Annotated in this window: 21 protein-coding genes, 1 pseudogene and 1 riboswitch; of the genes and pseudogenes, 14 read left to right on the forward strand and 8 right to left on the reverse strand. The window is 63.6% G+C overall.

Features of this window, described 5'->3' with window-relative positions; all coding sequences use genetic code 11:
• Positions 1-47: 47 nt before the first annotated feature.
• From AB0O58_RS14175 to AB0O58_RS14195, 5 genes are all read left to right on the forward strand, one after another.
• Positions 48-680, forward strand: a complete 633-nt coding sequence (locus tag AB0O58_RS14175) for an urease subunit beta (RefSeq protein WP_045841750.1) — start codon at positions 48-50, stop codon at positions 678-680.
• On the forward strand, positions 680-2,401 hold the full coding sequence (locus tag AB0O58_RS14180) for an urease subunit alpha (protein ID WP_027497140.1): 1,722 nt from the start codon (positions 680-682) through the stop codon (positions 2,399-2,401). The genes AB0O58_RS14175 and AB0O58_RS14180 overlap by 1 nt, the downstream gene beginning before the upstream one ends.
• Entirely contained in the window at positions 2,401-3,090 is a 690-nt protein-coding gene (locus AB0O58_RS14185) for an urease accessory UreF family protein (RefSeq protein WP_048320346.1), read from the forward strand. The genes AB0O58_RS14180 and AB0O58_RS14185 overlap by 1 nt, the downstream gene beginning before the upstream one ends.
• A gap of 61 nt (positions 3,091-3,151) precedes the next feature.
• A complete protein-coding gene (gene ureG / locus AB0O58_RS14190) occupies positions 3,152-3,856 on the forward strand; it encodes an urease accessory protein UreG (protein WP_032370566.1) in 705 nt (234 codons plus the stop codon).
• A gap of 3 nt (positions 3,857-3,859) precedes the next feature.
• Positions 3,860-4,519 carry an urease accessory protein UreD gene (locus tag AB0O58_RS14195; RefSeq protein WP_027497138.1) on the forward strand — a complete coding sequence of 220 codons (660 nt, stop codon included), beginning with the start codon at positions 3,860-3,862 and terminating at the stop codon, positions 4,517-4,519.
• A gap of 91 nt (positions 4,520-4,610) precedes the next feature.
• Here AB0O58_RS14195 and AB0O58_RS14200 read toward each other — a convergent pair whose 3' ends face one another.
• From AB0O58_RS14200 to dapA, 5 genes are all read right to left on the reverse strand, one after another.
• The gene (locus AB0O58_RS14200) at positions 4,611-6,014 is read right to left on the reverse strand and encodes an NAD(P)/FAD-dependent oxidoreductase (protein WP_032372402.1); all 1,404 of its coding nucleotides are present in this window, start codon (positions 6,012-6,014) and stop codon (positions 4,611-4,613) included.
• A 111-nt stretch (positions 6,015-6,125) separates the two neighbouring features.
• Complete coding sequence (locus tag AB0O58_RS14205) at positions 6,126-6,926, reverse strand: DUF2470 domain-containing protein (protein WP_032366230.1); 801 nt, start codon at positions 6,924-6,926, stop codon at positions 6,126-6,128.
• 98 nt (positions 6,927-7,024) lie between these two features.
• Positions 7,025-7,585, reverse strand: a complete 561-nt coding sequence (locus AB0O58_RS14210) for an isochorismatase family protein (RefSeq protein WP_027497135.1) — start codon at positions 7,583-7,585, stop codon at positions 7,025-7,027.
• 32 nt (positions 7,586-7,617) lie between these two features.
• Positions 7,618-9,999 (reverse strand): excinuclease ABC subunit UvrA, encoded by a 2,382-nt coding sequence (locus tag AB0O58_RS14215; RefSeq protein WP_032400730.1) that lies wholly within the window; start codon positions 9,997-9,999, stop codon positions 7,618-7,620.
• A gap of 71 nt (positions 10,000-10,070) precedes the next feature.
• Complete coding sequence (gene dapA, locus AB0O58_RS14220; protein ID WP_052061602.1) at positions 10,071-11,015, reverse strand: 4-hydroxy-tetrahydrodipicolinate synthase; 945 nt, start codon at positions 11,013-11,015, stop codon at positions 10,071-10,073.
• A gap of 73 nt (positions 11,016-11,088) precedes the next feature.
• Between dapA and AB0O58_RS14225 the strand changes: the two genes are divergently transcribed.
• Positions 11,089-12,009, forward strand: coding sequence for a LysR family transcriptional regulator (locus AB0O58_RS14225; protein WP_032400731.1), 921 nt, complete (start codon positions 11,089-11,091; stop codon positions 12,007-12,009).
• On the opposite strand, the gene helR is transcribed toward AB0O58_RS14225, so the two are convergent.
• Complete coding sequence (gene helR, locus AB0O58_RS14230; protein ID WP_366238304.1) at positions 11,965-14,127, reverse strand: RNA polymerase recycling motor ATPase HelR; 2,163 nt, start codon at positions 14,125-14,127, stop codon at positions 11,965-11,967. The genes AB0O58_RS14225 and helR overlap by 45 nt on opposite strands.
• 94 nt (positions 14,128-14,221) lie before the next feature.
• On the opposite strand from helR, the gene AB0O58_RS14235 reads away from it, so the two are divergent.
• A complete protein-coding gene (locus AB0O58_RS14235; RefSeq protein WP_155288724.1) occupies positions 14,222-14,746 on the forward strand; it encodes a hypothetical protein in 525 nt (174 codons plus the stop codon).
• Here the strand turns inward: AB0O58_RS14235 and AB0O58_RS14240 are convergent.
• Both AB0O58_RS14240 and AB0O58_RS14245 read right to left on the reverse strand, forming a co-directional pair.
• The gene (locus tag AB0O58_RS14240; protein ID WP_032400837.1) at positions 14,704-15,111 is read right to left on the reverse strand and encodes a hypothetical protein; all 408 of its coding nucleotides are present in this window, start codon (positions 15,109-15,111) and stop codon (positions 14,704-14,706) included. The genes AB0O58_RS14235 and AB0O58_RS14240 overlap by 43 nt on opposite strands.
• Positions 15,112-15,328: 217 nt before the next feature.
• Positions 15,329-17,524, reverse strand: a complete 2,196-nt coding sequence (locus tag AB0O58_RS14245; protein ID WP_283550400.1) for an EAL domain-containing protein — start codon at positions 17,522-17,524, stop codon at positions 15,329-15,331.
• Positions 17,525-17,897: 373 nt separating this feature from the next.
• On the opposite strand from AB0O58_RS14245, the gene AB0O58_RS14250 reads away from it, so the two are divergent.
• The 7 genes and pseudogenes from AB0O58_RS14250 to AB0O58_RS14280 all read left to right on the forward strand — a co-directional run bounded on the left by AB0O58_RS14250 (position 17,898) and on the right by AB0O58_RS14280 (position 25,553).
• Positions 17,898-18,842, forward strand: a complete 945-nt coding sequence (locus AB0O58_RS14250) for a hypothetical protein (protein WP_032400734.1) — start codon at positions 17,898-17,900, stop codon at positions 18,840-18,842.
• A gap of 145 nt (positions 18,843-18,987) precedes the next feature.
• Positions 18,988-20,085: pseudogene (locus AB0O58_RS14255) on the forward strand (hypothetical protein).
• A 223-nt stretch (positions 20,086-20,308) separates the two neighbouring features.
• Positions 20,309-20,396, forward strand: a riboswitch (ZMP/ZTP riboswitch).
• 15 nt (positions 20,397-20,411) lie between these two features.
• Positions 20,412-21,629: a benzoate/H(+) symporter BenE family transporter gene (locus tag AB0O58_RS14260; protein WP_052061588.1), complete on the forward strand. Its 1,218-nt coding sequence runs from the start codon at positions 20,412-20,414 to the stop codon at positions 21,627-21,629.
• Between the two features lie 113 nt (positions 21,630-21,742).
• Positions 21,743-22,087: a nuclear transport factor 2 family protein gene (locus AB0O58_RS14265; RefSeq protein ID WP_032370559.1), complete on the forward strand. Its 345-nt coding sequence runs from the start codon at positions 21,743-21,745 to the stop codon at positions 22,085-22,087.
• Positions 22,084-22,923 carry an SDR family NAD(P)-dependent oxidoreductase gene (locus AB0O58_RS14270; protein WP_206497554.1) on the forward strand — a complete coding sequence of 280 codons (840 nt, stop codon included), beginning with the start codon at positions 22,084-22,086 and terminating at the stop codon, positions 22,921-22,923. The genes AB0O58_RS14265 and AB0O58_RS14270 overlap by 4 nt, the downstream gene beginning before the upstream one ends.
• 139 nt (positions 22,924-23,062) lie before the next feature.
• Positions 23,063-23,509 (forward strand): VOC family protein, encoded by a 447-nt coding sequence (locus tag AB0O58_RS14275; protein WP_032370557.1) that lies wholly within the window; start codon positions 23,063-23,065, stop codon positions 23,507-23,509.
• A gap of 445 nt (positions 23,510-23,954) precedes the next feature.
• Positions 23,955-25,553 (forward strand): TPM domain-containing protein, encoded by a 1,599-nt coding sequence (locus AB0O58_RS14280; RefSeq protein ID WP_032400737.1) that lies wholly within the window; start codon positions 23,955-23,957, stop codon positions 25,551-25,553.
• Positions 25,554-25,573: the final 20 nt, after the last annotated feature.

The following is a 25,573-nucleotide window of genomic DNA, read 5'->3' on the forward strand; positions in this document are numbered from 1 at the left end:
CGTGTCAGAATTGCCGAGCATCATCACCGATCGGACGGAGAACCTACATGCGGTTGTCTCCGCACGAGCAGGATCGACTGCTCGTCAGCTACGCCGCCGAACTCGCGCGGCGGCGCCGTGCTCGCGGCCTGAAACTCAATCACCCCGAGGCGATCGCGGTCATCACCGATCACCTTCTCGAGGGTGCTCGTGACGGAAAGTCCGTGGCCGAGCTGATGGCGTCGGGCCGGGAAGTGCTCACGGCCGACGACGTACTGAGTGGTGTGCCCGAACTGCTTCCCGAGGTGATGGTGGAAGCGACGTTTCCCGACGGAACGAAGCTGATCACGGTGCACGAGCCGATCTCGCCCGAGCGCGGAGACGGCCATCTGGTTCCGGGTGAGATCTTCACCGTCGCAGGAGATATCGAGATCAACGACGGTGTCGAATCGATCACCTTGACGGTGGTGAACGGCGGCGATCGACCGGTGCAGGTGGGAAGTCACGTGCATCTTCCTCAAGCGAACGCCGCCCTGCAGTTCGATCGCGATCGCGCCTACGGGTGTCGGCTCGACATTCCGGCCGGCACTGCCGTGCGCTTCGAGCCGGGCATCGAGCAGACGGTGCAACTCGTGCCCCTCGGTGGGACCCGCGAGGTATACGGCTTGAGCATGACACCTCCAGGAAAGTTGGACAGCTGATGGCGCGTATGAGTCGCAGTCGATACGCCCAGTTGTTCGGCCCCACGACGGGTGATCGGATTCGGTTGGCCGACACCGACCTTCTGATCGAGATCACCGAGGATCGAAGTGGTGGTCCGGGCAAGGCCGGCGAGGAAGCGGTGTTCGGCGGCGGCAAAGTGATCCGTGAGTCGATGGGCCAGTCTCGTGCCACCCGGGCAGACGGTGCCCCGGATACCGTCATAACCGGCGTCGTCGTCGTCGATTACTGGGGAATCATCAAGGCAGACCTCGGTATTCGCGACGGTCGGATCGTTGCGCTCGGAAAGGCCGGCAATCCCGACACCATGACCGGCGTTCATCCGGATCTCGTGATCGGACCATCGACCGAGATCATCGCGGGCAACGGAAAGATCGTCACGGCCGGCGGCATCGATTGCCATGTGCACCTCATCTGCCCGCAGATCAAGGAAGAAGCCCTCGGCGGCGGCATCACCACGGTGATCGCAGGTGGTACCGGGCCTGCCGAAGGAAGCAAGGCAACCACCGTCACCCCGGGTGCCTGGCATCTGTCCAGAATGCTCGAATCTCTCGACGACTGGCCGATGAACATCGTGCTGCTCGGCAAAGGCAATACGGTCAATCCCGATTCGATGTGGGAGCAGTTGCGCGGCGGCGCTTCGGGATTCAAGTTGCACGAGGATTGGGGGTCGACTCCCGCCGCGATCGACGCGTGCCTGCGAGTGTGCGACGAGGCGGGGGTTCAAGCGGCTCTTCACTCCGACACCCTCAACGAGGCTGGATTCGTCGAGACCACCCTCGCTGCGATCAACGGCCGTGGAATACACGCTTATCACACCGAAGGTGCAGGCGGCGGGCACGCTCCCGACATCATCACCGTTGCCGCGCAAGCACACGTGCTGCCCAGCTCGACCAATCCGACGCGTCCGCACACCGTGAACACGTTGGACGAGCATCTCGACATGTTGATGGTGTGCCATCACCTCAGTCCGAGCATTCCGGAGGATCTGGCGTTCGCCGAGAGCCGCATTCGGCCGTCGACCATCGCGGCCGAGGACTTGCTGCACGACATGGGAGCGATCTCGATGATCGGCAGCGACGCTCAGGCCATGGGACGTATCGGTGAGGTGGTACTGCGAACCTGGCAGACGGCTCATGTCATGAAGGCGCGGCGCGGATACCTGCCCGGGGACAACGGTGCCGACAACAATCGGGTCAGGCGATACGTCGCGAAGTACACGATCTGTCCGGCCGTGGCCCACGGTCTCGATGCGGAGATCGGGTCGATCGAAACGGGCAAGCTCGCCGATCTGGTGTTGTGGGATCCTGCCTTCTTCGGTGTGCGTCCGCACATGGTCATCAAGGGCGGCATGATCGCGTGGGCCGCGATGGGCGACGCCAATGCATCCATTCCTACGCCGCAACCCGAGCTGCCGCGGCCGATGTTCGGAGCGTCACCCAAGGCAGCCGCTGCGACGTCGCTGCATTTCGTTGCGCCACAAGCGATCGAGGACGGTCTGGCCGATCGCCTTGCGTGCGATCGCCGTCTCGTTCCGGTTGCGAACGTGCGCGGGATCAGGAAAGCCGATATGCCGCTCAACGATTCGCTTCCGGAGATCGAAGTCGATCCGGACACCTTCACCGTGCGTATCGACGGCGAGGTGTGGAAGGAACAACCGGCGTCCGAATTGCCGATGGCGCAACGGTATTTCCTCTTCTGATGGCCCTAGGATCCCTCTCGTCGACTGCGTCGTCGTACGCTGCACGTCGACAGGTCACAACCCTTCTCTCGCTTGCAGATTCGCGGCTTCCCACCGGTGGGCACGTCCATTCCGGGGGAGTCGAAGAAGCGATCGCATCAGGTTTCGTGCGCGACATCGATACCCTCGAGGCATTTCTGCGTCGGCGAATTCGGACGTCGGGAGCCACGGCGGCGTCCATCGCGGGTGCGGTTGTTCTCGGCTCGTTGGACACGGATGCGGCCGATGCCGAGTGCGATGCCCGGACGCCGTCGCCGGCAGTGCGAGCTGCGTCGCGGGCTCAGGGTCGGGGGTTGCTCAGATTGGCCAAATCAGCATGGCCGCATCACGATTGGCTGTCCATTGGCCGGCGGCCGCATCTGGCCGTCGCGGCCGGGCACGTGGGACTCGCAGCCGACCTGTCCGTCGCCGACACCGCGGCTGTGCAGGTGTACATCACCATGACCGGCTCGGCGATCGCGGCGCAACGTCTGCTTGCGCTCGACCCCGCCGAGGTTGCCTCGTGCACCATTCGGTTGGGGGACTTCTGCGACGAGGTGGCCGACGCCGCGTGCGCATCGCTTCCGGTTCTGATGGAGCTGTCCGATCCGCTGCTGGACATGTTCGCGGAAGCCCACGCCGTCCGCGATCGCCCATTGTTCGTATCCTGAATTCACGACCGCTGACACGGTTCTCGACCGCAGTACCGTTTTCTCGACCGAAGGAGATGTCATGCCCCCGCACCTGATCGACGGTGAGCCCCACGACCACGGGTTGGACCGACCCAAGCGCACACGGGTCGCAGGCGATGCTTTGCGTGTGGGAATCGGCGGACCCGTCGGGTCGGGCAAGACCGCCTTGGTGGCCGCCTTGTGCCGCCAGCTCCGCGACGAGCTGTCTCTGGCCGTGCTCACCAACGACATCTACACCACTGAGGATGCCGACTTCCTGCGGCGGCACGCAGTGTTGCCGGACGAGCGCATCACGGCCGTGCAGACCGGCGGCTGTCCGCATACCGCGATACGCGACGACATCACCGCCAATCTCGACGCGATCGACGACCTGATCGAGAACAACCCCCCTCTCGACCTGATTCTGGTGGAGTCCGGCGGCGACAATCTCACCGCCACGTTTTCGTCCGGTTTGATCGACGTCCAGATTTTTGTCGTCGACGTCGCGGGAGGAGACAAGGTGCCTCGTAAGGGTGGTCCCGGCGTGACGTTCTCCGACCTGCTCGTCGTCAACAAGACCGATCTCGCGCCGTACGTCGGTGCGGATCTGGGTGTCATGGAGCGCGACGCCGCGCAGGTGCGCGAGGGTCGCCCCACGGCCCTGATCTCTCTCACGGACGATCCCGCAGCAACGACGGTGCTCGGCTGGGTGCGTGAGCAATTGAAGGTTATCGCCGACGCCGACGCACACGACCACGCGCACTGAACGATGCACACCGAGCTCCGCATCGACGCGAGTCGTCGACGCAGTCCCCGCATCACATCGGTCGGCGGACTCGCAGGTAGGCAAACGGGGCCCGACACCGTCCACCTGATCGGCACCGCGGCCACGCCTCTCGGCGGAGACACCATCAGCGTCAGGATCTCGGTGGCTGCCGGCGCTCGTCTGGATGTGCGCAGTGTGGCGGCGTCCTTGGCGATGCCCGGTGCAGCACAACGTCATTCGTCGGCGCACTGGCACGTCGAGTTGGGGGCGGGGGCGTCACTCGTTTTCGACCCCGAGCCGATGGTCGTCGTCTCCGATGCCTCTCATACGGTGCTCAATGTCATCGAACTGGAACAAGACTCGGATCTGTGGCTGCGTGAGCGCGTACAGATCGGCAGGCTCGACGAGGTGGCGGGACAGTGGGCGAGTTCGATGCACTGCGATGTGGGAGGCCGGCCGCTGTTGCGCCACCGGGTGGAACTGGGGGAGGGGACGGTGGCGCACGACGGGTTGTCGGCACCGATGTCGATGTCCAGCACGCTTCGCTATCCGGACAGTCGGGATTCCGAGGTCGATCTGGCGGGCGGCACCGTGCGCTTGGCCTTGGCCGGGGGTGGCTCGCTGAGTACCTCCGTCGGTCATCGCCTTCAGCCGACCCGATAGATCGGGCAGGGCAGAAAGAAAGGGCTCCGTCCGACGATGTGCGTCGGACGGAGCCATTTCTGCTTCGCTTACCTTGCGGGTGCTGCGTGGATCAACCCGCTGCTTTTTCGCGTTCCTCTTCGACCTCGGCCGTCCGCTGGTTCACGTCGCCCGCTTTCTCGAGAGAGTTCAGTTGTTCGATGGCAAGCCGCGCGAACACCTGCTGCTCCGTCGATGCCATCTGAGCACGGCCTCTACCGAGGAACGTGACGAACCAGGAAATGACCGTGGTGATACGGCTGCGGTACCCCACCAGGTAGTACAGGTGGAGGGCGAGCCACATGAGCCATGCGATGAAGCCACCGAACTCCAGCTTGCCGACCTTGGCCACCGCATTGAATCGCGACACCGTGGCCATGGAGCCCTTGTCGAAGTACTTGAAGGGTGCTCGCTGGGTGGGGTCGTCCTGCCCCTTGACCGATGCCTTGATCAGCTTGGCTGCGTAGGTGGCACCCTGGATCGCACCCTGTGCCATGCCGGGAACGTCCTTGACCGACATCAAGTCGCCGATGACGAAGACGTTCGGATGACCCTTGACAGTCAGATCCGGTTCCACCAGAACTCGGCCGGCGCGGTCCGTCTCCGAACCCGACTGGTCGGCCAGCTGCTTGCCGAGCGGGCTGCCCTGCACGCCCGCGGACCAGACCTTGCACTGAGCCTCGATACGACGCGTCGTTCCGTCTTTTTCCTTGACGGTCAGGCCGTCGTTGTCGACGTCGGTGACCATCGCGTTGAGCTGGATCTCGACACCGAGCTTCTCGAGCCGTTCGGCTGCCTTGCGGCCGAGTTTCTCGCCCATCGGGGGAAGGACGGCCGGCGCGGCGTCGAGCAGGATGACGCGCGCGTCGCGGGGGTCGATGTTGCGGAACGCTCCGTCGAGGGTGCGGTCGGCGAGTTCTGCGATCTGTCCTGCGAGTTCGACACCCGTCGGACCTGCTCCGACGACGACGAACGTCATCAGGCGGTCCTTCTCCTCTTGGTCGTCGGAGAGTTCCGCCTGCTCGAAGGCTCCGAGGATGCGTCCGCGCAGTTCGAGTGCATCGTCGATTGTCTTCATGCCGGGCGCGAACTCGGCGAAATGATCGTTACCGAAGTACGACTGCTGGGCACCGGCGGCCACGATCAGGCTGTCGAACGGGGTAACCGTGACGCGCTCGAGCAACTTGGACGTGACCGTCTTGGCCTCGAGGTCGATGTTCAGCACGTCGCCCAGCAACACCTCGGCGTTCTTCTGCTTGCGCAGGATGACGCGGGTAGTGGGAGCGATCTCACCGACGGACAGAATGCCTGTGGCCACCTGGTAGAGCAGCGGCTGAAATAGGTGGTGGGTCGTCTTTGCGACGAGGGTGATGTCGACGTCGGCCTTCTTGAGCGCCTTGACGCCGAACAGACCTCCGAACCCGGAACCGATGACGACGACACGGTGACGCTTCGATTCGACCGGTTGGATGCTCATTACCTGCTCCCTAGACGTTGCGATGTAGCCACAACGGTAGTCGCCCCGGGGCGGAGCGTCTCGCCAAGGGCCCAGCTATCGGTCGAGGTGCAGCTTTCACTGTCACGAGGACTACGGGGCGGTCGCCGACCTCCTGGCCAGTTCCACCGTTGCAGCGCGCAGCTCGTCCGCGGAATCGATGGGCTCGGAGTAACCGACTCTGGTGTAGGCCACACCGCGCGGTGTGTGGACGTTCAGATCGAGGCCGTATCGATCTGCGGCTGTACACGTCGCCGAGGTCGCGTCCGGGTAGCCCCCCAGCTGACGGGCCATCGCCAACAGTGACGTCGCATGGTCCGCGTTGAGGTGCTCGACGGCGTAGGCCGAGGACGGAGACACGGGATCCGGGGACGCCTCGGAGTACGCGTCGGCCGTCGCCGAATCCATTCGGCCGTACCCGCCGACCCATCGCACCCGATGCACTCGCATGACCCAAAGCGTGAAGTCGCTGTAATCCACGTAGTACTTGGCGGCCGGCACCGCGTCGAGATGCGCTTGTCGTGCGGCAGTGAGCTCGGCTCCTGCCGGTCGCTCGACCACCCCGGCCAGCGTGATGCGGCCCGAGGCCAGCGGGTCCGTCTGTGACTGGGGTGCAACGATCGACAGACTCGCTCGTGGATCACCGTCGAGATTTCGACCATGCTCCGCCATCCGCGACACGCACAGCACGGGTGCTCCGTCGAGCAAGCCGTATGTCACGAACGACGCCCATGGATCGCCGTCGGCGGTCAGGCTGGCCAGCGTCGCGATATTGGTGGACGCAGCGATCGTGCGCGCCTCCTCGGCCGCCGACGGACGACGGTCCGCGACCACCGGAGACAGGGGAGGGGGAACGGACGGGGCGTCGCCGGGATCGCCGTGATCGAGTGCCATGGGCGGCAGTCTACGTTCGTCCCGGAACGAGATGGTGTGCGTGCGTGACCGGGTTGCCGTCAGCACGAGTCGAACAGAGCAACAATAGGAGCGTCAGGCTAGCGGCCGACGAACGCGACGTCCTCGGTGGCGACGGCCGATGCGGTTCGACCGGGTGCGGTCTGGTTGTCCCAGTACATGTTCGTGTGCGCGATGACCTGCTGCGCTGTAGGCAGGGCGGGGTCCGGCAGGTTCTCCGTCGTGTGGGCGTCGCTGACCAAGGTCACGTCGTACCCACGAATCAGAGCTCCGTGCAGAGTCGATCGCACACAGAAGTCCGTTTGCGCGCCGGCAACCACCACACGACCGACGCTGGCACCGGCGAGCACCTCCTCCAAGGACGTGTCCTCGAAGGCGTCTCCATGCTTCTTGTGCACCAATGCGTCTCCGGCGTCGATCGGAAGTTCCTCCACGAGTTGCCAGCCCGGGCTGCCGGACACGAGCTCGTGGTCCGAGGAATGCTGCACCCAGATCACCGGTGTGTCGGTCTTTCGCGCTCGTGAGACCAGTCGCACCATGTTGTCGACGACGCGAGTGCGATCGTGGGCGGCGGCCATGACGTCGTTCTGGACGTCGACGATCAACAGCGCAGTTGCAGGGCGGTCGGGCAGGGTGGTCACGTCGTCTCCATCGAGTATTCGGTTCTGGTCAGCTATCCGACGTACGCGGCCAGGTGCTTCGCGGTCAGGGTGGATCCGTCCGCCACCAGATCTGCGGGGGTGCCCTCGAAGACCACGAGGCCGCCGTCGTGCCCGGCTCCTGGGCCGAGGTCGATGATCCAGTCGGCGTGGGCCATGACGGCCTGATGGTGCTCGATGACGATCACCGACTTACCCGAATCGACCAGGCGGTCGAGCAACCCGAGCAGTTTGTCCACATCGGCGAGGTGTAGCCCGGTGGTCGGCTCGTCGAGTACGTACACCCCACCCTTCTCGGCCATGTGTGTCGCGAGCTTGAGTCGTTGCCGTTCGCCGCCCGAGAGAGTCGTCAGCGGCTGGCCGATCTTCAGGTAGCCGAGTCCGACGTCATTCAGCCGTTGCAGAATCTTTTGTGCTGCAAGCAGTTTCGCCGGTCCGTCGGAGAAGAAATCCTCGGCCTCGGCCACCGACATGGACAGCACCTCGTCGATGTTTCGGCCGCCGAAATGGTACTCGAGTACCGAAGCTTGAAACCGTTTGCCCTCGCACACCTCACACGTCGTAGCAACGCCGGCCATCATGGCGAGGTCGCTGTAGATGACTCCCGCCCCATTGCACGTCGGGCAGGCACCCTCCGAATTGGAGCTGAACAGAGCGGGTTTGACCGCATTCTCCTTCGCGAAGGCTTTGCGGATGGGTTCGAGCAGACCCGTGTAGGTCGCGGGGTTGCTCCGCCTCGATCCGCGGATGGCACCTTGATCGACCGAGACCACATCGTCGGTGCCCGAGAGCGACCCGTGAATCAGCGAGCTCTTACCGGAGCCCGCCACTCCGGTGACAACGACCAGCACCCCGAGTGGAACGTCGACGTCCACGTCTCGCAGATTGTGCGAATCCGCCCCTCGAATCTCGAGCACCTCCGAGAACTCGCGAACCGAATCCTTGAGACTCGCGCGGTCGTCGAAATGGCGGCCGGTGACCGTATCGCTCTGCCTCAGTTGGTCGACGGTGCCCTCGAAGCAGACGTGCCCACCCGCACTGCCGGCACCGGGCCCCAGGTCGACGACATGGTCGGCGATGGCGATCGTTTCCGGCTTGTGCTCCACGACGAGAACGGTGTTTCCCTTGTCCCGCAACTGCAGAAGAAGGTTGTTCATCCGTTCGATGTCGTGGGGGTGAAGACCCGTCGTCGGCTCGTCGAACACGTAGGTGACGTCGGTCAACGACGAGCCGAGATGTCGAATCATTCTCGTGCGCTGCGCTTCTCCGCCCGACAGGGTGCCCGACGGCCGATTCAGGCTCAGGTAGCCGAGGCCGATCTCTACGAACGAATCCAGGGTCTCGCTCAGCGTCGTCAGCAGCGGTGCCACCGACGGTTCCTTCAGACCTGCGACCCACGTGGCCAGATCGCTGATCTGCATCGAGCAGGCGTCGGCGATGTTGATGCCCTTGATCTTCGACGATCGTGCACCCTCGTTGAGCCGCGTTCCGTCGCATTCGGGACACGTGGCGAACGTGATCGCACGCTCCACGAACGCCCGGATATGCGGCTGCATCGCGTCGACGTCCTTAGAGAGGAACGACTTCTGGATCTGAGGGATCAGGCCCGAATAGGTCAGATTGATGCCCTCGACCTTGATCTTCGTGGGCTCTCGATACAGCAGATCGTCGAGCTCTTTCTTCGTGTATTTCGCGATGGGTTTGTCGGGGTCGAAGTAACCGCAGCCGCGAAAGATCCTGCCGTACCAGCCTTCCATGCTGTAGCCGGGAATCGTGATGGCGCTCTCGTTGAGGGACTTGCTCGCGTCGTACAGGGCATTCAAGTCGAAGTCGCTGATCGAGCCGCGTCCCTCGCAGCGCGGGCACATTCCACCGGTGACGGAGAAGGACTTCTTTTCGGTGGTCTGACGACCTCCCTTGTCCACCTTGTAAGCACCTGCACCGGAGACGGATGCCACGTTGAACGAAAAAGCCTGTGCAGAGCCGATATACGGTTTCCCCACTCTGCTGAAGAGAATGCGAAGCATGGCATAGGCGTCGGTGGCGGTTCCGACGGTGGAGTGGGGATTGGCACCCATTCGCTGTTGATCGACGATGATGGCCGTGGTGAGCCCGTCCATCACATCGACGTCGGGCCGCGCGAGAGTCGGCATGAAGCCCTGAACGAAGGCGCTGTAGGTCTCGTTGATCATGCGCTGGGATTCGGCCGCGATGGTGCTGAAGACGAGGGAGCTCTTTCCGGACCCGGAGACACCGGTGAACACCGTGAGGCGTCGCTTGGGAAGTTCGACGCTGATGTCGGCGAGATTGTTCTGCCGCGCGCCCTGTACTCGAATCAGATCGTGACTGTCGGCGGCGTGCGCTGCCGATTTCTGCGTGACCTTGGTCGTCGCCATGCTCGCGGTGTCTCCTGATCGTCACGGCAACCGAAACCGAGAAGGTCGATTGCACCGAGGTATGTGTGCGATCACGGTAGTCGTATCGGAACGCGCATGCTTCTCGATTCCTGATCGATTCCTGTCACCGCCAACGCGTGGGTCAGACGCTGCAGATCTGCGGCGGACGATTCGAGCAACGGGCGCCGCACCGTGGCGTCGGCCAGCACACCGATGGCGACCAAGGCCGCCTTGGCCATGATCGCTCCCTGGGTGGTGCGCATGACGGCCTCGACGAGAGGTAGCAGCGATCGCTGTACCGCGTTCGCGCGAGTCAGATCTCCGGCACGGACCGCGTCGAAGAGGTCGGCGTAGCGGTCGGCGACGACATTGCCGACCACACTCACCGAACCCGTTGCACCGCAGCACAGATAGGGCAGGGTCAATTCGTCGATACCGCAGTAATAGGCCAGGTCGGTTTCAGCCATGACGTTCATCGCCTCGTATAGGTCGCCTTTCGCGTCCTTGACCGCCGTGATCGAGGTATGCCGCGAGAGGTCGACCAGGGTCGACGCGTCGATCGGCACACCGGTCCGAGCCGGCACGTCGTACACCATGACCGGGAGCGCTCCGGCGTCGGCGATGGCAACGATGTGATCGGCGACGCCGGCCTGCGTGGGGCGCGAATAGTAGGGGGCGGTGACGAGCAATGCGTCGGCCCCCGCATCGGCGGCACGTCGCGCCGACTCGATCCCGGCGGAGGTGTCGTTGGTGCCGACACCCGCGATCACACGCAGGGCGTGGCCCGAGAATTCGCGCGTCGCCGTGATCAGATCGGCCTGCTCACGCGGCGTGAGAGTCGGTGCCTCCCCGGTGGTGCCGGCGACGACGACGCCGTCGCACCCGGTCGCGAGCAAGTGGGTCAGCAAGGCGTCCGTGCCGGTGCGGCTCACCTGCCCATCGGCGTTCATCGGTGTGCACATGGCAACCAGGTTGGTGCCGAACGTCGACGTGGCCGAAGGAGTGGACATGTTCATCGTCCGAGTGTGAGCCCACATGATCGTCTCGGTCCAGCGATGTAATTTCGGCAGTATTGCGTACCTTTGCTTCATGATCGATATCAATGCACTCCACGCGCTGCGTGCAGTTGCCGCCCTGGGCACGCTGACGAAAGCGGCCGACGAGCTCGGTTACACCGCGTCGGCCGTCTCCCAGCAGATCAAACGGCTCGAACGCCAGGTCGGAACGCCGGTACTTGCGCAGGCGGGCAGAGGTGTTGTCCTCACGCCGGCCGGACGGGCAATGGTCGAATCTGCGGACGAGGTGTTCCACGCTCTCGAGCGGTGTCTGGAGTCGGCGAGATCGGCAGACGAGGGTGCCGCGCGCGGGGTGGTACGAGTGGTCGGATTCTCCACTGCGATCCGCGGTCTGCTCGCCCCTGCACTCGCGACCCTGAGCGCTCGCCATCCCGACCTCACCGTGCAGATCGGGGAGGAGGACCCGGATAAGGCGCTGCACAGTGTGCATTCGGGGGCAGCCGACCTGGCGCTGGTGCACGACGCCGACGGAGTTCCCGCAGTGGCTCCTCGCTCGATCGTTCGGCGATCCATTCACACCGACCACGGCGATGTCGTCATGAATCGAACCCACCCCCTCGCCGCAGGGAAGTCGCCCCTGACACCGGCAGGCCTCGCGACGTACCCGTGGGTGACGAGCCCGGCGGGCACGTTGTGCCACCAGTGGTTTCGTCGACTGTTCGCGGACACGTCGAGCGAGATCGACGTTCGGCACCTCGTCGACGACTTCTCCACTCAGCTTTCCCTGGTGGAGGCAGACGATGTGCTGGCACTGATTCCCCGTCTCGCAAGACCGCCTCTCGGCCCGGCGCTCGTGGCGGTCCCGCTGGCGCGCGCCCCCAAGCGAGAAGTGCATGCCGCGTGGAGGCGCAGCGCCGATGCGAGTCCGGCGATCCACGCCGTGCTGGATCTACTCGATTCGCTCGCGCTGCGACGAGGTCAAGATGACGAGTAGACCGGTGGCTCGCGTCATGGCCACATACGTGTCGACAGCACCTGCGATGCCGGAGCCGAAAGAATCCGGGTCGATCAGAACGACCAGATCGAATTCCAGACCTTTGGCGAGCTGTGGTGTCAGCGAGCTGATTCGATCGGACTGCCGAAAAGTAGGATCACCGATCACGCATGCGGTTCCGCCGGTCGTCGAACCGAGCCAATCGGCGAGAACCGTCGAAAGTGATGCGACGTCACCGTATTCGACCGGCACGCCGGTTCTGCGTATCGACGTGGGAACGTTCGCGTCGGGCAGCGCCGCCCGGATCACCGGCTCGGCCACGTCCATAATTTCCTGCGGCGTCCGGTAATTCACGCCGAGAGCGGCGACGGTCACCTCGTCGATACCTACTCGTTCGAGCCGATCCGGCCACGTCTCGGTGAAGCCCCGACGAGACTGCGCCCGGTCTCCGACGATGGTGAAACTCCCAGCAGGACATCGCCGAATCACCATCTGCCACTGCGCATCGGTCAACTCCTGAGCCTCGTCGATCACGATGTGCGCGAACGGACCCGCCAGCGGATCCGTCGGATGGTCCTCGAAGCCGGACGAATCGACGAGTGCATCCCGAATTATCTCCTGACGGAATTGCGCGGCCATCATTTCGTCGTCGTCGACCGCGATCAACTCGTCGACGACACTGTCCATTCGCGAGCGTTCGATCGCAGCAGATAGCGATCGACGTCGTTGTCGTAGAGCATGTTTCGGATCGCCGAGTCGCGCCCGTGCCGCGTCGAGCAGAGGTAGGTCGGCCACAGTCCAGCGTGTCGCATCAGCGCGTCGAAGTGCTCGAATGTCGTCCGCGTCGAGCCAGGGTGCGCATGTGCGCAGGTATGCCGGAACGGTCCACAGGTCCGCCACGAGGTCTGCGGCATCGACGATCGTCCACGAGCGTTCCAGGACGTCACGCAGATCCTCGTTCAGCTGCAGCGACTGCCGAAATTCTTCGCGGGATCCCTGTGCGGCACAGCGATCGGTCACGATGGTCGTCAGTAGGTCCCAGATCAGCTCGCGAGCCTCGTTGTGCGGCGTACCGGGATCTGGCGCACCGAATGCCTCCACCCAGTCGTTCGGCGTCAATACAAATGTTCCCCAGTCTGTTTCGACTGTGACGTCGTGGGTCGGTGGTTGTTCGTAGAAGGCAACAGCCGCCTCGATGACCGCGTCGACGTCGAGGTCTTCCTTGAGCCGCGCCGCAACAGGATCGGTGTCGTCGAGCGCATGCGTCCCTTCCGCGACGAGGTCTCGCAGGGTGCATGTCCGTACTCCCTCCTCGCCGAGACTGGGGAGTACGCCCGAGACGTACGCGAGGTAGGGCTGATGCGGACCGATGAACAGTACTCCGCCGCGGTTGTGCCCTATTCGTGAGTCTGCGTACAGCAGGTACGCGGTGCTGTGAAGGGCAACAACAGTCTTCCCGGTTCCCGGGCCACCGTCGATCGCCAGTGCCCCGTGCGCGTGGGCTCGAATGATCGCGTCCTGATCCGCCTGGATCGTGCCCAGTACGTCACGCATCCGAGGTGAGCGCTCGGCACCCAGACTGGCGATGAACGCGGACTGATCGTCCAGCGCGGCATTGTCGTCCAGAGACGTGGGATCGAAGACCTCGTCCCAGTAGTCGGTGATGCTGCCGTTCGTCCACCGATAGCGGCGACGGCTCTTCAGTCCCATCGGGTTGGCATGGGTTGCACCGAAGAACGGCTCGGCAGCGGGGGAGCGCCAGTCGACGAGCAATTGTTCGCCCGCATTGCCGAGCAAGCCGGTACGCCCTACGTACACCGGTTGGTCCGAGTCGATGGGGACGAACCTCCCCAAACACAGATCGGCACCGTAACGATTCAATTGGCGCAGCCGCCCGTTCAGTCGGTGAATCTCGAAATCACGTTCCATCACCTCCTGTCCCATCCGCCCGGATGACTTCTGGATGGCGTTCAATCGAGCGATCGTGTCGGAACGTGACTTCTCGATGCTGGCGGTGATCGCCGAAAAGTGCTGTCGGTCATGACCGATGAGCGTGGGTTGGCGCTTCGGTGCGAGCCTGTCGGGGAGGTCGAAGACATGGGGCGGCACTGATTTCACGGGACTCCGATCCGATGGTGCGGGTGTGCAGCGAGCCATTCTGAACCCTCGACGGGGTCTTGCCGCAAGACCCCGGGTGAGCTATACATTAAAAGTGGAAAGAGAGCGAATCTTCTTCTCCGCATCACGCCGCAGACGCCCGTTGCGTGTTCTGCGTGGATTACTTCCCTTGATCGGCACGGGCGTATTGGCCGGCGGAGCCGTTCAGCTCGGTTTTGTGACCGGCGTACGGGTCGACGGTCACGGCGGTGAGGTCGGCGCTGCTGTCGCTCTGATCGGCGTGACATGTTGCGTAGCGCTTCTCGCGTGGGGTTGGACCGGATTGTGTGCGTCCCCGAAGGCGCTCGCGGCGGCCATCTCGACCGGGGTCCTGGCGTTCCTCACCACGGCGCTGACCATTTTCTTCGTGGCAACGCCCTACGACGCGATCGTGTGCGGACACTCATCGGACTTCTGCGGACTGGGAGTGCTTCAGGTGGTTCCGACTGTCGGGGCGGTAGCGCCATGGACCGTCGCCGGAATTCCCGGCCTACTTCTCGTACTCACGGAGCGGCGTGCACGACGCGTAACAAACGATCAGACGGTCAGCCCACCACCGCGGTGGAGCTCGAGTCGGTAGATGACGCCGCCGAACAGGGTTCGTTGTACTGCTTCGTCGGCGAAGTAGCTGTCGATGTGCAGGGGTTCGAGATTGGGGTGCGCGTCGAGGTGTTCACGAATGACCGGTACGACAACGTCGGGCGTGAGCACGAATCGCTCACCACCGAGGTCGGTGATGCTCGCTCGGCCGCAGCCGTCCCAATCGTGGACGTTGGACCAGTGGCGGATTCCGCAGCCCTCGATCGCTTCGATCAACAGTCGCTGCGCGTAGGGCAGCACGATGGTGCAGTTCGCGCGCACCGCCGCAAGGCCCTGCCGATACGTGACTCCATTAGCCGCGGCGTAAGCCCGAGCTGCGTGCTTTTCGACGTGGTTCCTGGTCATGAGAGTTCCAATCGCATTGTGCACCAGCCCCGCGCGCCGTTGCACCGGTCGGAAATCATGAACACGGCGTGACGTAACTGAACGTTCTTCATCGCAGATCCGGGCGGACCTTGCCCCTGAAGCGCTGTCGGAGGCGGCGCGGGTGCCTTCTGCAGCTGGGGTGGCTATGCGAGTAGCTCTGATTCGGCACGCTATCACGAAGCGAAGTGACGGGGGTTCACTCAGAAGAGAGCAGCAGATCGGTGATTGCTGCGGCGCTCAGCGGACGTCCGAGCAGGAATCCCTGAGCTACGTCGCATCCTGTTGCGGCGAGTGCTTCGAGTTGTTCTTCGGTTTCGACGCCTTCGCCGACGACTGTGACGTCGAACGCGCGGGCGAGTGCAACGATCGCCGAGATTATTGCCCTGGCGCGGACGGCGGGCAACCGGGCCACGTATGACTTGTCGATCTTGAAGCTCTCGAACATCGGGTACCGGTCCAGATACGACATGGAACTGTGCCCTTTGCCCATATCGTCGAGGAGCAAGGACACGCCCATTGCGTGCAGCGCAGCAACGGTATTCGCCACTCGTTCGGTGTCTGCGACCCACACTGTTTCGGTCACTTCCAGACCCAATGCGTTCGGTGGTAGGCCGGTGTCAGCCAGAACAGTGGCGACCTGCGTCGGAAACTCGTGGTCGCGCAGTTGAAGCGCACTGACGTTGACGCGCACCACGACGTCGGAGAATGCGCGCCACCGCACTGCGTCGCTGCACGCGACGCGGAGCGCCCACGCGCCCAATGGTGTTGCGAGACCTGCTCTCTCGGCGACTGCGACGAATTCGGTCGGCTCGACAGGCCCTAGATCGTGATGATTCCAGCGGGCGAGCGCCTCGACTGCAACGACCTCACGCGTCGAGATGTCCACCAGAGGTTGGTATGCCATGGTGAGTTCGTTCGAGCTCAATGCCGCGCGCAGGTCGACCGACAGCGATCTGATCCGGTCGGCGTCGTACAGGTCTCCCGGGTCGAAAACTGCATGGCCACCGGTTCCGCTGTCCTTGGCGCGGTACATTGCCAGATCTGCCCGGTGAATCAGCTCATGCCTTGTCGAATTCGAGTCGGAGACAGCGACACCGATGCTGGCACTGAGGGGGATGGGGACGTCCTCGGCAGCGAATGGTTTCGCGATGGTGCGGGCGATGTGTCGCGCGATCTCCTCCGCTCGTTCCACAGTGCGCACCCCTTCGCAGATGATCAGGAATTCGTCCCCGCCGAGACGAGCAATGGTGTCGGTCGCGCTCGTTGCGGACACCAGTCGCTCCACGAATTTCACCAGCGCCCTGTCTCCGGCGTCGTGGCCCAGGCTGTCGTTGATGATTTTGAAGTCGTCGATATCCAGCAGAAGGAGGGCCAAAGTATCGGACTGAAAGCGTGCCCGAGCCAGAGCGGTGTCGAGGACGTCGTAGGCGAAAGTGCGATTGGGCAACCCGGTGAGTGCGTCGTGGGTGCTGCGCCGTCGGAGTTGGCTTTCCAGTTCCATTCGTCGAAGTGCCGCGGAGACGATACCCGCGACGGAGCTGAGGAACGAGACTTCCTGTTCGCGATACAGCCGTGCTTCCACACTGTGGATCGAGAGGACTCCCCAGGCGTCTCCAACCGCAGTCATGATCGGTACTGCCACACCGCTGCGCAGTCCGAGCTCCGCCATCGTGTCTGTACGAAACCGGCTTTCGTCGCCGCGGTTGCTGCAAATCACTGGCTGTTCGTGAGCGAGTGCGTACCCGGTCATGGAGCCGTCGCCGGAAGGAACGTCCCGACGAATACCGAGCGAACCGCTCGCGGCATCCATGGTCAAGTAAGGATCGGTGGAATTCTCGAGGTGCGCGATGGCGGAGTTTCCCACACCCATCAACGTGGCGGCAGTGTCGGTGGCTGCAGTCAACAGCTCCGACAGCTCGGCGACGACTGCGAACCGACTGAGGTCGGCCAGGGCTTTTTGCTCCTGTGCGTGTCGGCTGGCGGTTACGGCATCGGCCGCCATCCGGGCACTACGTTGTTCGACGGTGTGCCGATGCCGGATGATCGAGGCGACGACGTCAGGTCGGCCGTCCGGGGTGTGAACGACGTATGCCGAGACCACGACCGGAATACCTGCACCGGTCCCGTGATGGCGTAGTTCGCAGTAGCCGTCCCACCTCCCGTCGGAACGCAGCGCCGTACCGATCTCCTCGGCGCGCTCACGGCCGTCCGCAGTGAGGAAATCCAAAGCTGGCAGTGTCGATGCCTCGGCCCAGTCGGACACGCCGATGAGTTCCAAGCCTGCTGGGTTGATGTGGAGAACTGTGCCCGTCAGGTCGGCGAGTGCGACGAAGTCCGGCGATCGCTCCAGAAATTGCCGAAGCGACATCACATCGTCGGCAGCATCGAACATCGGCCCTCCGATCTGCGTCGCTCGGTGTTCGAGCGGCTCGGGCCAATGTTATTCGGCCACCGAGTTCGATGGGTTCGAACACGAGCGGGCAGTAACCCAATTGTCAGAAGCACGCCGCCTTCGGACAGTCGACAACGGTTGCGGTCAGAGACTTCTCCGCCACGGAGAACGCGAGCTTCGATGGGGCCGAAAAACAACTGGGCCAGCAATACATTTTCCGACTCGGACCCTCCCCGAGAATCACGTGCAGGCGACTCGGATGTCTTCACCAATTGTCTCGGCAATTTTGCAGAAATTCGGAACGTAGAGAATGCCCGATGACCCGTCCGCGCACAGCGCCGAAAAGATCGATTTCATTGCTAGCCTCGCCTTCATGGTCATCGACGAGTGGCTGCTCGATTCCGATCCAGCGATTCGATGGCAGGTCCTGCGCGATCTGCACGACGCGCCGCCTGCTGATGTGGCGAGTGAGCGCAACCGAATTGTGTACGAAGGCTGGGGCGCTCGTTTGCTTGCTGCACGCGACCCGAACGGCCTGTGGGCCGGAGGTGCTTGCTTCCCATCGGGTTTCGACGGCGATTTCTCAGGAGGGCAGCCGTGGACTTCGACGCTTCATTCGTTGACGTTGCTGCGCGAGATGGGTGTCGACCCGTACGCCGGTGAAGTACGGACCGCCATCGAGGCGGTGCGCCGGAATTGCCGGTGGGAACACGCAGGCCAACGGTTCTTCGACGGTGAAGTCGAGCCCTGCATCAACGGGAGGACCGTCGCCGTGGGTGCATATTTCGGAGTCGACGTCGACGCGATCGTCACCGGACTGGTGAAAGATCAGCTCGCCGACGGCGGCTGGAACTGCGAGGCGGAGTACGGATCGACTCGCGGGTCTTTTCACTCGACGATCTGTGTGCTCGAAGGGTTGCTCGAGCACGAACGAGCCACGGGCGGCACTCCCGCGTCGATTGCCGCACGCCACCGAGGCGAGGAGTACCTTCTGGAACGCCGGCTGGCCAGGAGGGTGAGCACGGGGGAGCTCGTCGAACCGAACTGGTTGCTTTTCTCCTTTCCGACCTGGTGGCATCATGACCTGCTTCGTGGAGTCGACTACTTCCGAACCGCTGGATCTTTCGTCGACCCGAGGTTGACGGAGGCAATCGAACACATCCGGTCGAGACAGTGCGACGACGGCACTTGGCTGCTGGACAGAACTCACGCCGGTGCGGTCCACTTTCCGATGGAGAATGGCGATGGGCGTCCGAGCAGGTGGAATACCCTGCGCGCCCTGCGAATCATGAGATGGTCCGGAGTGGAGACATCGTGACAATCCGCGCGTGAGCCGGCGACCGAGTGAGCAGCGAAAACCTCTGTGCGGACATCGGTTTGGTGAACCGATGCCGAATTCGCCGAGCCTCAGGAATTCTCGAGCCAGAGGGTTCCCGGATCGGACCTGACTGGTTAATAGAGCGGTGTCGGGGATCGACCACAACCAGGTGGATCGAGCGGGTTCCGCAGGCGAACCGGCTTCGGTGTTATTGATCGCTGATCCCGGCAAACCCACTGCGCTCGCACACCGGGTGGCTGCGCACCTACCGCAACACTTTTGAAGCAGAGACCACCGCGAGCGCAGATGGACGTCGCGAGTACGCAGTAAGCCGTACCTCTCTGGAGAGCAAGCGGACTTGGCGGACGTTATCGACGCTGTCGATCCGTCTTTGGAAGACGCAGAAATCGTCGTGTACCTCACCGATCTGCCACGGCGAGAAGACACCATGCCGGTGGTGGCCGACGTCAGCGCCGAACGATTATTCGCACTCATCTCCGTTGCAGCGGTGGGTGGTGTGCGTATCGAGGACCGCGTCCGCACGGTGACCGAACTGGCAATCGCCTGTGCCGTGGGTGAACCGGAACTAGCCCCACCCGGCGCACAATCGCGGTTTCCCAGCGAGAACATCGAGGGCGGAACACGCTTCTTCGCACCGTCGGGACTTCGACGGTTGCGGCTGTTGTCGGGGATGGTGCGGGCGAACCGGCCGTGGCGGCTCGTGACAGGGCTGTCGAAAGTGCTGGTCGGAGGGTTTGCCACCGGAGCGTTCGCGCTGGCTACCAGCACGATTTGGTTGTTCGCCGACACAATGGGCCCATGGCGAATGTGCGCGGCGACGATTCTCTCCATTGCGGCGATGGTTCTGTGGCTGATTCTCGATCACGAATTGTGGGAGCGGCCGAAATCAGCCGAAGAGCGAGACAGATCTGTGCTGTACAACGCAGCGACAGCCGTGATGTTGGTGATCGGCGTTGTCGTCCTCCACATAGCCCTGTTCTGCATGCTGCTGGGGACCGCGTGTCTCACACTTCCTCCGGGACTGCTGTCCAGCACCCTCGGACACGCGGTCGGCTTTTCCGATTACCTCAGTCTCGCTTGGCTACTCGCGTCCATTGCGACCATCGGTGGGGCGCTCGGTTCGGGCCTCGAAGACGATCGCGTAGTCACCGAAGCCGCATACGGTGTGCGGCAGAGGCAACGGATCGAAGAGACGCAGGCACGCTCGAACGACCCGGAATGACACTGCGACCGATAGAACCGTGGCCCTCTTCGGCGGCGGCACGGATTTCGTCGGCCGACCATCGAGGACTGCCCGGGTTCGCAACGCGCACAGTCTTTTCGATACCGGGTGAAAGCATCAATGGCACCCAAGATGGTTCGGGTGGTGCGCGTCGGGTTGCTCCATGGGATGAAGCGGTCACGGTTGTTCCGGTACCGATGGTCCGTAGTTTCGGTCTACCCTGTGGTCGGGCCGTGACTGGCGCTGTGGATGGATCACCATCGGGAAGCGGCCTCGTCTGTTGACGTCTGCCGCGCGCCTGGGCTCCCACCGAGCCGAGGAGAACCATGAGCCACACCCCACCGCGTGATACCGCCGATTCTGATGCACGTAAGACGGGTGGACTGGCGCCACCGATCACGGCAGGCGTGGTCTCGGCCTTGGTCGGGTTCACCAGTTCGTTCGTGATAGTCCTGAGCGGCCTGACAGCGGTAGGAGCGAACCACGAGCAGGCCGCCAGCGGCCTGCTCGCTGTCAGCGTCGTCATGGGTCTGGCCTGCATCGTCCTTTCCTGGCAGACTCGGCTGCCGATCACCGCCGCCTGGTCCACCCCCGGCGCGGCCCTGCTCGCGACCACCGGCACCGTCGATGGCGGTTGGCCCGCCGCGGTGGGGGCGTTCCTTGTCACGGGGGTGCTGATCGTCCTCACCGGTTTGGTACCCCAGCTCGCGGCGCTGGTCACCCGCATCCCCACCTCGCTTGCCCAAGCCATGCTCGCCGGGGTCCTCCTGCAGCTCTGTCTCGGCCCGGTCACCGGGTTGGCTGTGAACCCGATCGCTGTCGCCCCGGTTGTCCTGACTTGGCTTGTTGCACTTCGGTTCTCGCCCCGTTGGGCCGCGCCCCTCGCCTTGCTTGCCGCCGCAGTCGTCATCGGGATCACGGTGGCGGCCGGCGAAACCACGGTGGGCCCGGCGGACCTCGTACCTCGGGTCCATTTGACTTCGCCGACGTTCACTGTCGCGGGTGTCGTCGGGATCGCACTTCCGCTGTACCTCGTGACCATGGCTTCACAGAACGTCCCGGGTGTAGCGGTCATGGCCGGTCTCGGCTACCAGGTTCCGTGGCGGCGATCGATGCTCGTGACCGGCGCAGGCACCCTGCTCGGCGCGACCGCCGGCGGGCATGCGATCAACCTGGCTGCAATCAGCGCCGCCCTGGCTGCCGGGCCGGACGCGGGTGTGGACCGCACTCGCCGATGGATTGCAAGTCTGACTGCGGGAATCGTCCTGATGTTGCTCGGCGTGGCGTCGGCGTCGTTCGGCACACTCGTTGCACTTGCCCCCGTCGGTGTCATTGCCGCGGTCGCCGGACTAGCCCTACTCGGGACACTCGCCGCGTCGTTGACCGCCGCGTTCGCTGATCCGGTAGAGCGAATCCCCGTCGTCATCACTTTTGTGACCGCCGCGTCCGGCACAGTCATCGTCGGTGTCAGCGCTGCCTTCTGGGCGCTCCTGGCCGGGCTGGCTGCACGCTTGCTGCTGGGCAAGCCACGGTCCGCCGCTTGACGTCCTCGGTAACAGCGTGAGTCGACGGGGAGCCGGGGCGAGTGCCGGGCACAGATACCGGTGTGCCGATTCGGTATTGACCTTCCCCCTAGGGGAGGCATCACCGTGGTGTCATGATCACAGAATGGGATGGACTCCCGGACAACGTGAAGAAGTTCATGACCGCACTCGATGTCCGACAGGGCGCTCGCGCGATCACCGTGTTCACCGCAGATGCCGTCGTGACCGACGAGGGCCACGACCACTCGGGCCGAGACGAGATCGAGGCCTGGCTGACCGCCTCGGTCAATGAGAGTGAGTACACCTACACATCGGAGTTCACGGGAGCGACCGCGACCGGCACGACCGTCGACGTCACGCAGCACCTGGAAGGCAATTTTCCCGGGGGAGTCGCCGACCTGCACTACCGTTTCACTCTGGACGGCGCGCTGATCAACCGGTTGGTGATCGAGCCATGAGCAAGCGATGGTTCATCACCGGTGGCACCCCAGGCGGCTTCGGCATGGCGTACGCCGAGGTGGCGCTGGAGGCGGGGGAGCGCGTGGTACTCACGGCGCGGCGTCCAGGGGAACTGGCGTCGTGGGCCGATCAGTACGGTGACCGCGTTCTCGTCGTGCCTGTGGATGTCACGGACGCGGCACAGGTACTGCAGGCGGTACGAACGGCCGAAGAGCATTTCGGCGGTATCGACGTGCTGGTCAACAACGCCGGTCGCGGCTGGTACGGATCGATCGAGGGAATGGACGAAGCCTCGATCCGGGCAATGTTCGAGCTGAATTTCTTTGCAGTACTGTCCGTTACGCGAGCCGTGCTACCAGGAATGCGCACCCGCAGAAGTGGGTGGATCGTCAACGTATCCTCAGTGGCCGGACTTCTGGCGGCGGTCGGATTCGGCTACTACAGCGCTACGAAATACGCGATCGAAGCCGTCACAGACGCTCTGCGCCAGGAGGTTGCCGAGCACGGCATCTCCGTGTTGGCGGTCGAACCAGGGGCTTTCCGCACCAACGCCTACGCTGGATTCGCCGACGAGCCTGTCGCGGAAGCGATTCCGGATTACCACGACATGCTGGAACAGGTTCGTGCCGATTTCGTCGACATGAACGGGGTGCAGCCGGGCGATCCGTATCGTGGTGCCCGTGCGGTGATCCAAGCGATGGCTCAGGACCCGCCGCCACGCCGACTGATCCTCGGCAACAGCGGGTACGACGCCGTGATCGGTGCGCTGGAACAAAACTTGGGCGACATCCGGTCGAACGAAAGGCTGTCTCGGAGCGCGGATTTTCCGGAGTAACCGAGTTGGTGGAGCTCGCTGATTCTGCCGCGGCTGCACGAGGGGACCGGTGAGATCCAGCGGTTGATCGTCGGAGGCGGACTGATGAGAGCCGAACAGAAGCGCAATTCGTGAAACATGCCAGGCGTAGGCTCCTGGCATGTCGTTCAGAATCCTTCGCTCCGACCACGTCGGCTTCGCCGTCGGTTCCCTCGATGACGCCCTTCGGTTCTGGATCGATGGTCTCGGCGCGGTCCTCGAACGTACCGGTGAGATGGGTGGAGAGTTTCTGGGAGAGGTCACCGGAGCGCACGGGGCTACAGTCCGGATGGCGGTGGTATCCGTTGCGGGTCAGACGATCGAACTGCTGGAATATCGCAACGTCCAGGGAGAGCAGGGATCCTCTCGACCACACGATCCTGGTTTCGCGCATCTTGCCTTCGAGGTCGACAACATCGACGCGGTCCTGACGCGAATCGCGAACTTCGGGTGGACGGCGCAGGGAACTCCTCAACCTATTGCCGGCGGGGCAAAGGTGGGCACCCGCGTGATGTACGCGGTGGGTCCACACGGAGAGACGATCGAATTCATGGAGCCGCCGCAGTGACAACCGATTACCCAGGTCGATCGAACGTTCAGGACAGTACCTGACATAATGTTGATTATCGGCAAACTGTCGACCTGCAGTTCGCTGGGATGGACTCGTGGTTCGCTGCATCCCAACCAGTTTCATCGACGCAGTCGATTCGGCTGAAGCTCTTCGTTGTCCGAAGTCTGCGTCGACGCGACGCGTCCCGGTGGTATCGAAATGCCTGCGGGGAAATGTGGCGGGTTTTCCGGTCAACAGCTGTCGCAGCCGGCCCGCTGACTGCCCGCTGTCATGGGATCGGCGCACTGCGGACCGGACGGCACCCTCTCCCTCTCTGCTCCTTCCTCCCCGTTGTTTCGTCACTGTGACGAAACAACGGGGAGGAAACCCGTTCTGGATATCCACTGCCGCGTCGGCCGATTGTGCTGGCTACCGTAGACGAACTCTGGTTAGAGTTCGTTCGATGGACGCCTTTCTCGAGACATCCCGTCGCCGGAACTTCCACCGCCGAGTTGCTGCAGCCGTACTGATGGCCCTCATTGCATCGTTCGGCCTCGTTGGCTGCTCCGACGATCCGTCCGGCGGAGACGCCGGCTTCGAGGGTTTGACCTCGGGTCAGCGTGTCTACGACCGAACGGGTTTTTCCCTGAATCCGGCGCAGACCGCGGACATCCAACGTCAGTTGGAGAACTTGAAGTCCGACACCGGTGCGGACGTGATCGCGTACGTGCGTGAGCTCGACGCGGACCCCGACGACACGTTGGATCAAGTAGAAGACCTGCAGCAGAGATGGGTGTCCCTGACGGGCGTCGACCAGGACACTGCAGGCGCAATACTGATCAACCGGGAGCCTGGAAAGATCGACGAGGCTCGCGCGGGCATCTTCGTCGGCTCCACGTACGACGACGGTAACGTTCCGCGGGACGAACAAGAGGCCATCATCGAGGACACACTGATTCCGCCGCTGCGAGATGGAGATGTCGCAGGAAGCCTGACCGCGGGCATAGATCGCCTGGCGTCCGACATTCGCACCGGTCCGCCGGTGACTGCCTTGGACAGATTCGCCGACGGTCCGGGCTCGACCTGGCTGCCGTGGGCCGGTTCGGTGATCGCGCTTCTCGGGCTGCTTCTGGTGGGAACTGTGTTTCGGGCCCGAGCGAAACCGACTGTCTCCCAACAATATCCGACGACCGTTCGACCGGACCAGGCCACCGATGCAGCGTACGCGACCGCCCTGGTGCACCGCAGCGCGCAGCCCAGCGGCGTACCGGGGACCGTACTGGCGCTTGCCACCGCCGATGCGCTCACCTTCGAGCAGGACAAGAAACCGGGAAAGGTCGACAAAGGGACAGTCAAGATCAGGCTTGTCGACCGAACCCGTGCCCGCGGCGAGGTTCAACAGGCGGTCTGGTCGATGCTCGCCGAACGAGCCGAGGACGATGTCGTACCCGGCGACGAGTTGAAGAAGATCGCTCGAGGCCCCGGTACAACCAAAGAACTCGTGGAGAAAACACTGCGGGACAGCGGATTCGTCGCCGACGGCTCAGGTCGACGCCGGACAGCGTTGGCCGGTCTGGGCCTACTCGGCGGCGCTCTCGCGATCGGAGGAATTGCCGTGGCGACGTCGGGTGCACCGACGATGTGGCCCGCGGTGGTGTTGTCAGGACTTCTCTTCGTTGCAGGACTGTGGACGGCGATCGCCTACTCACGCTTCTCGGTCGCGGGCCTGGACGCCTCTCGCCCCTGGGAGGCGTACCGCGACGGACTGAAGCAGGCCGCCAAGGACAACGACGAGTCGGTCGATCTGAACCTAGCTCTGCCGGACATCGTTGCGTTCGGCTTGGCCCCGTTCTTTCGGAAACGACTCGAGGCCGCAACCGACCCCGGGAGTGACACGCCGCTACGAGCCTTCACATCACCCGCGGATGCCGACTATGCGGCGGGTGTCCCGGTGGTCCTCCCCTGGTCTGCGTTCTCCGGTGTGTTCGTCTCCAGCAGTAGCGGATCCGTTGCGTCCGGTGGAGGTGCAGGTGGAGGAGGCGGAGCGGCAGGCAGTACCTGACGACTCCCCCATTCGTTTCC

It is taken from the genome of Rhodococcus sp. NPDC080181 (assembly GCF_040702225.1).
Lineage (GTDB): Bacteria > Actinomycetota > Actinomycetes > Mycobacteriales > Mycobacteriaceae > Rhodococcoides > Rhodococcoides fascians.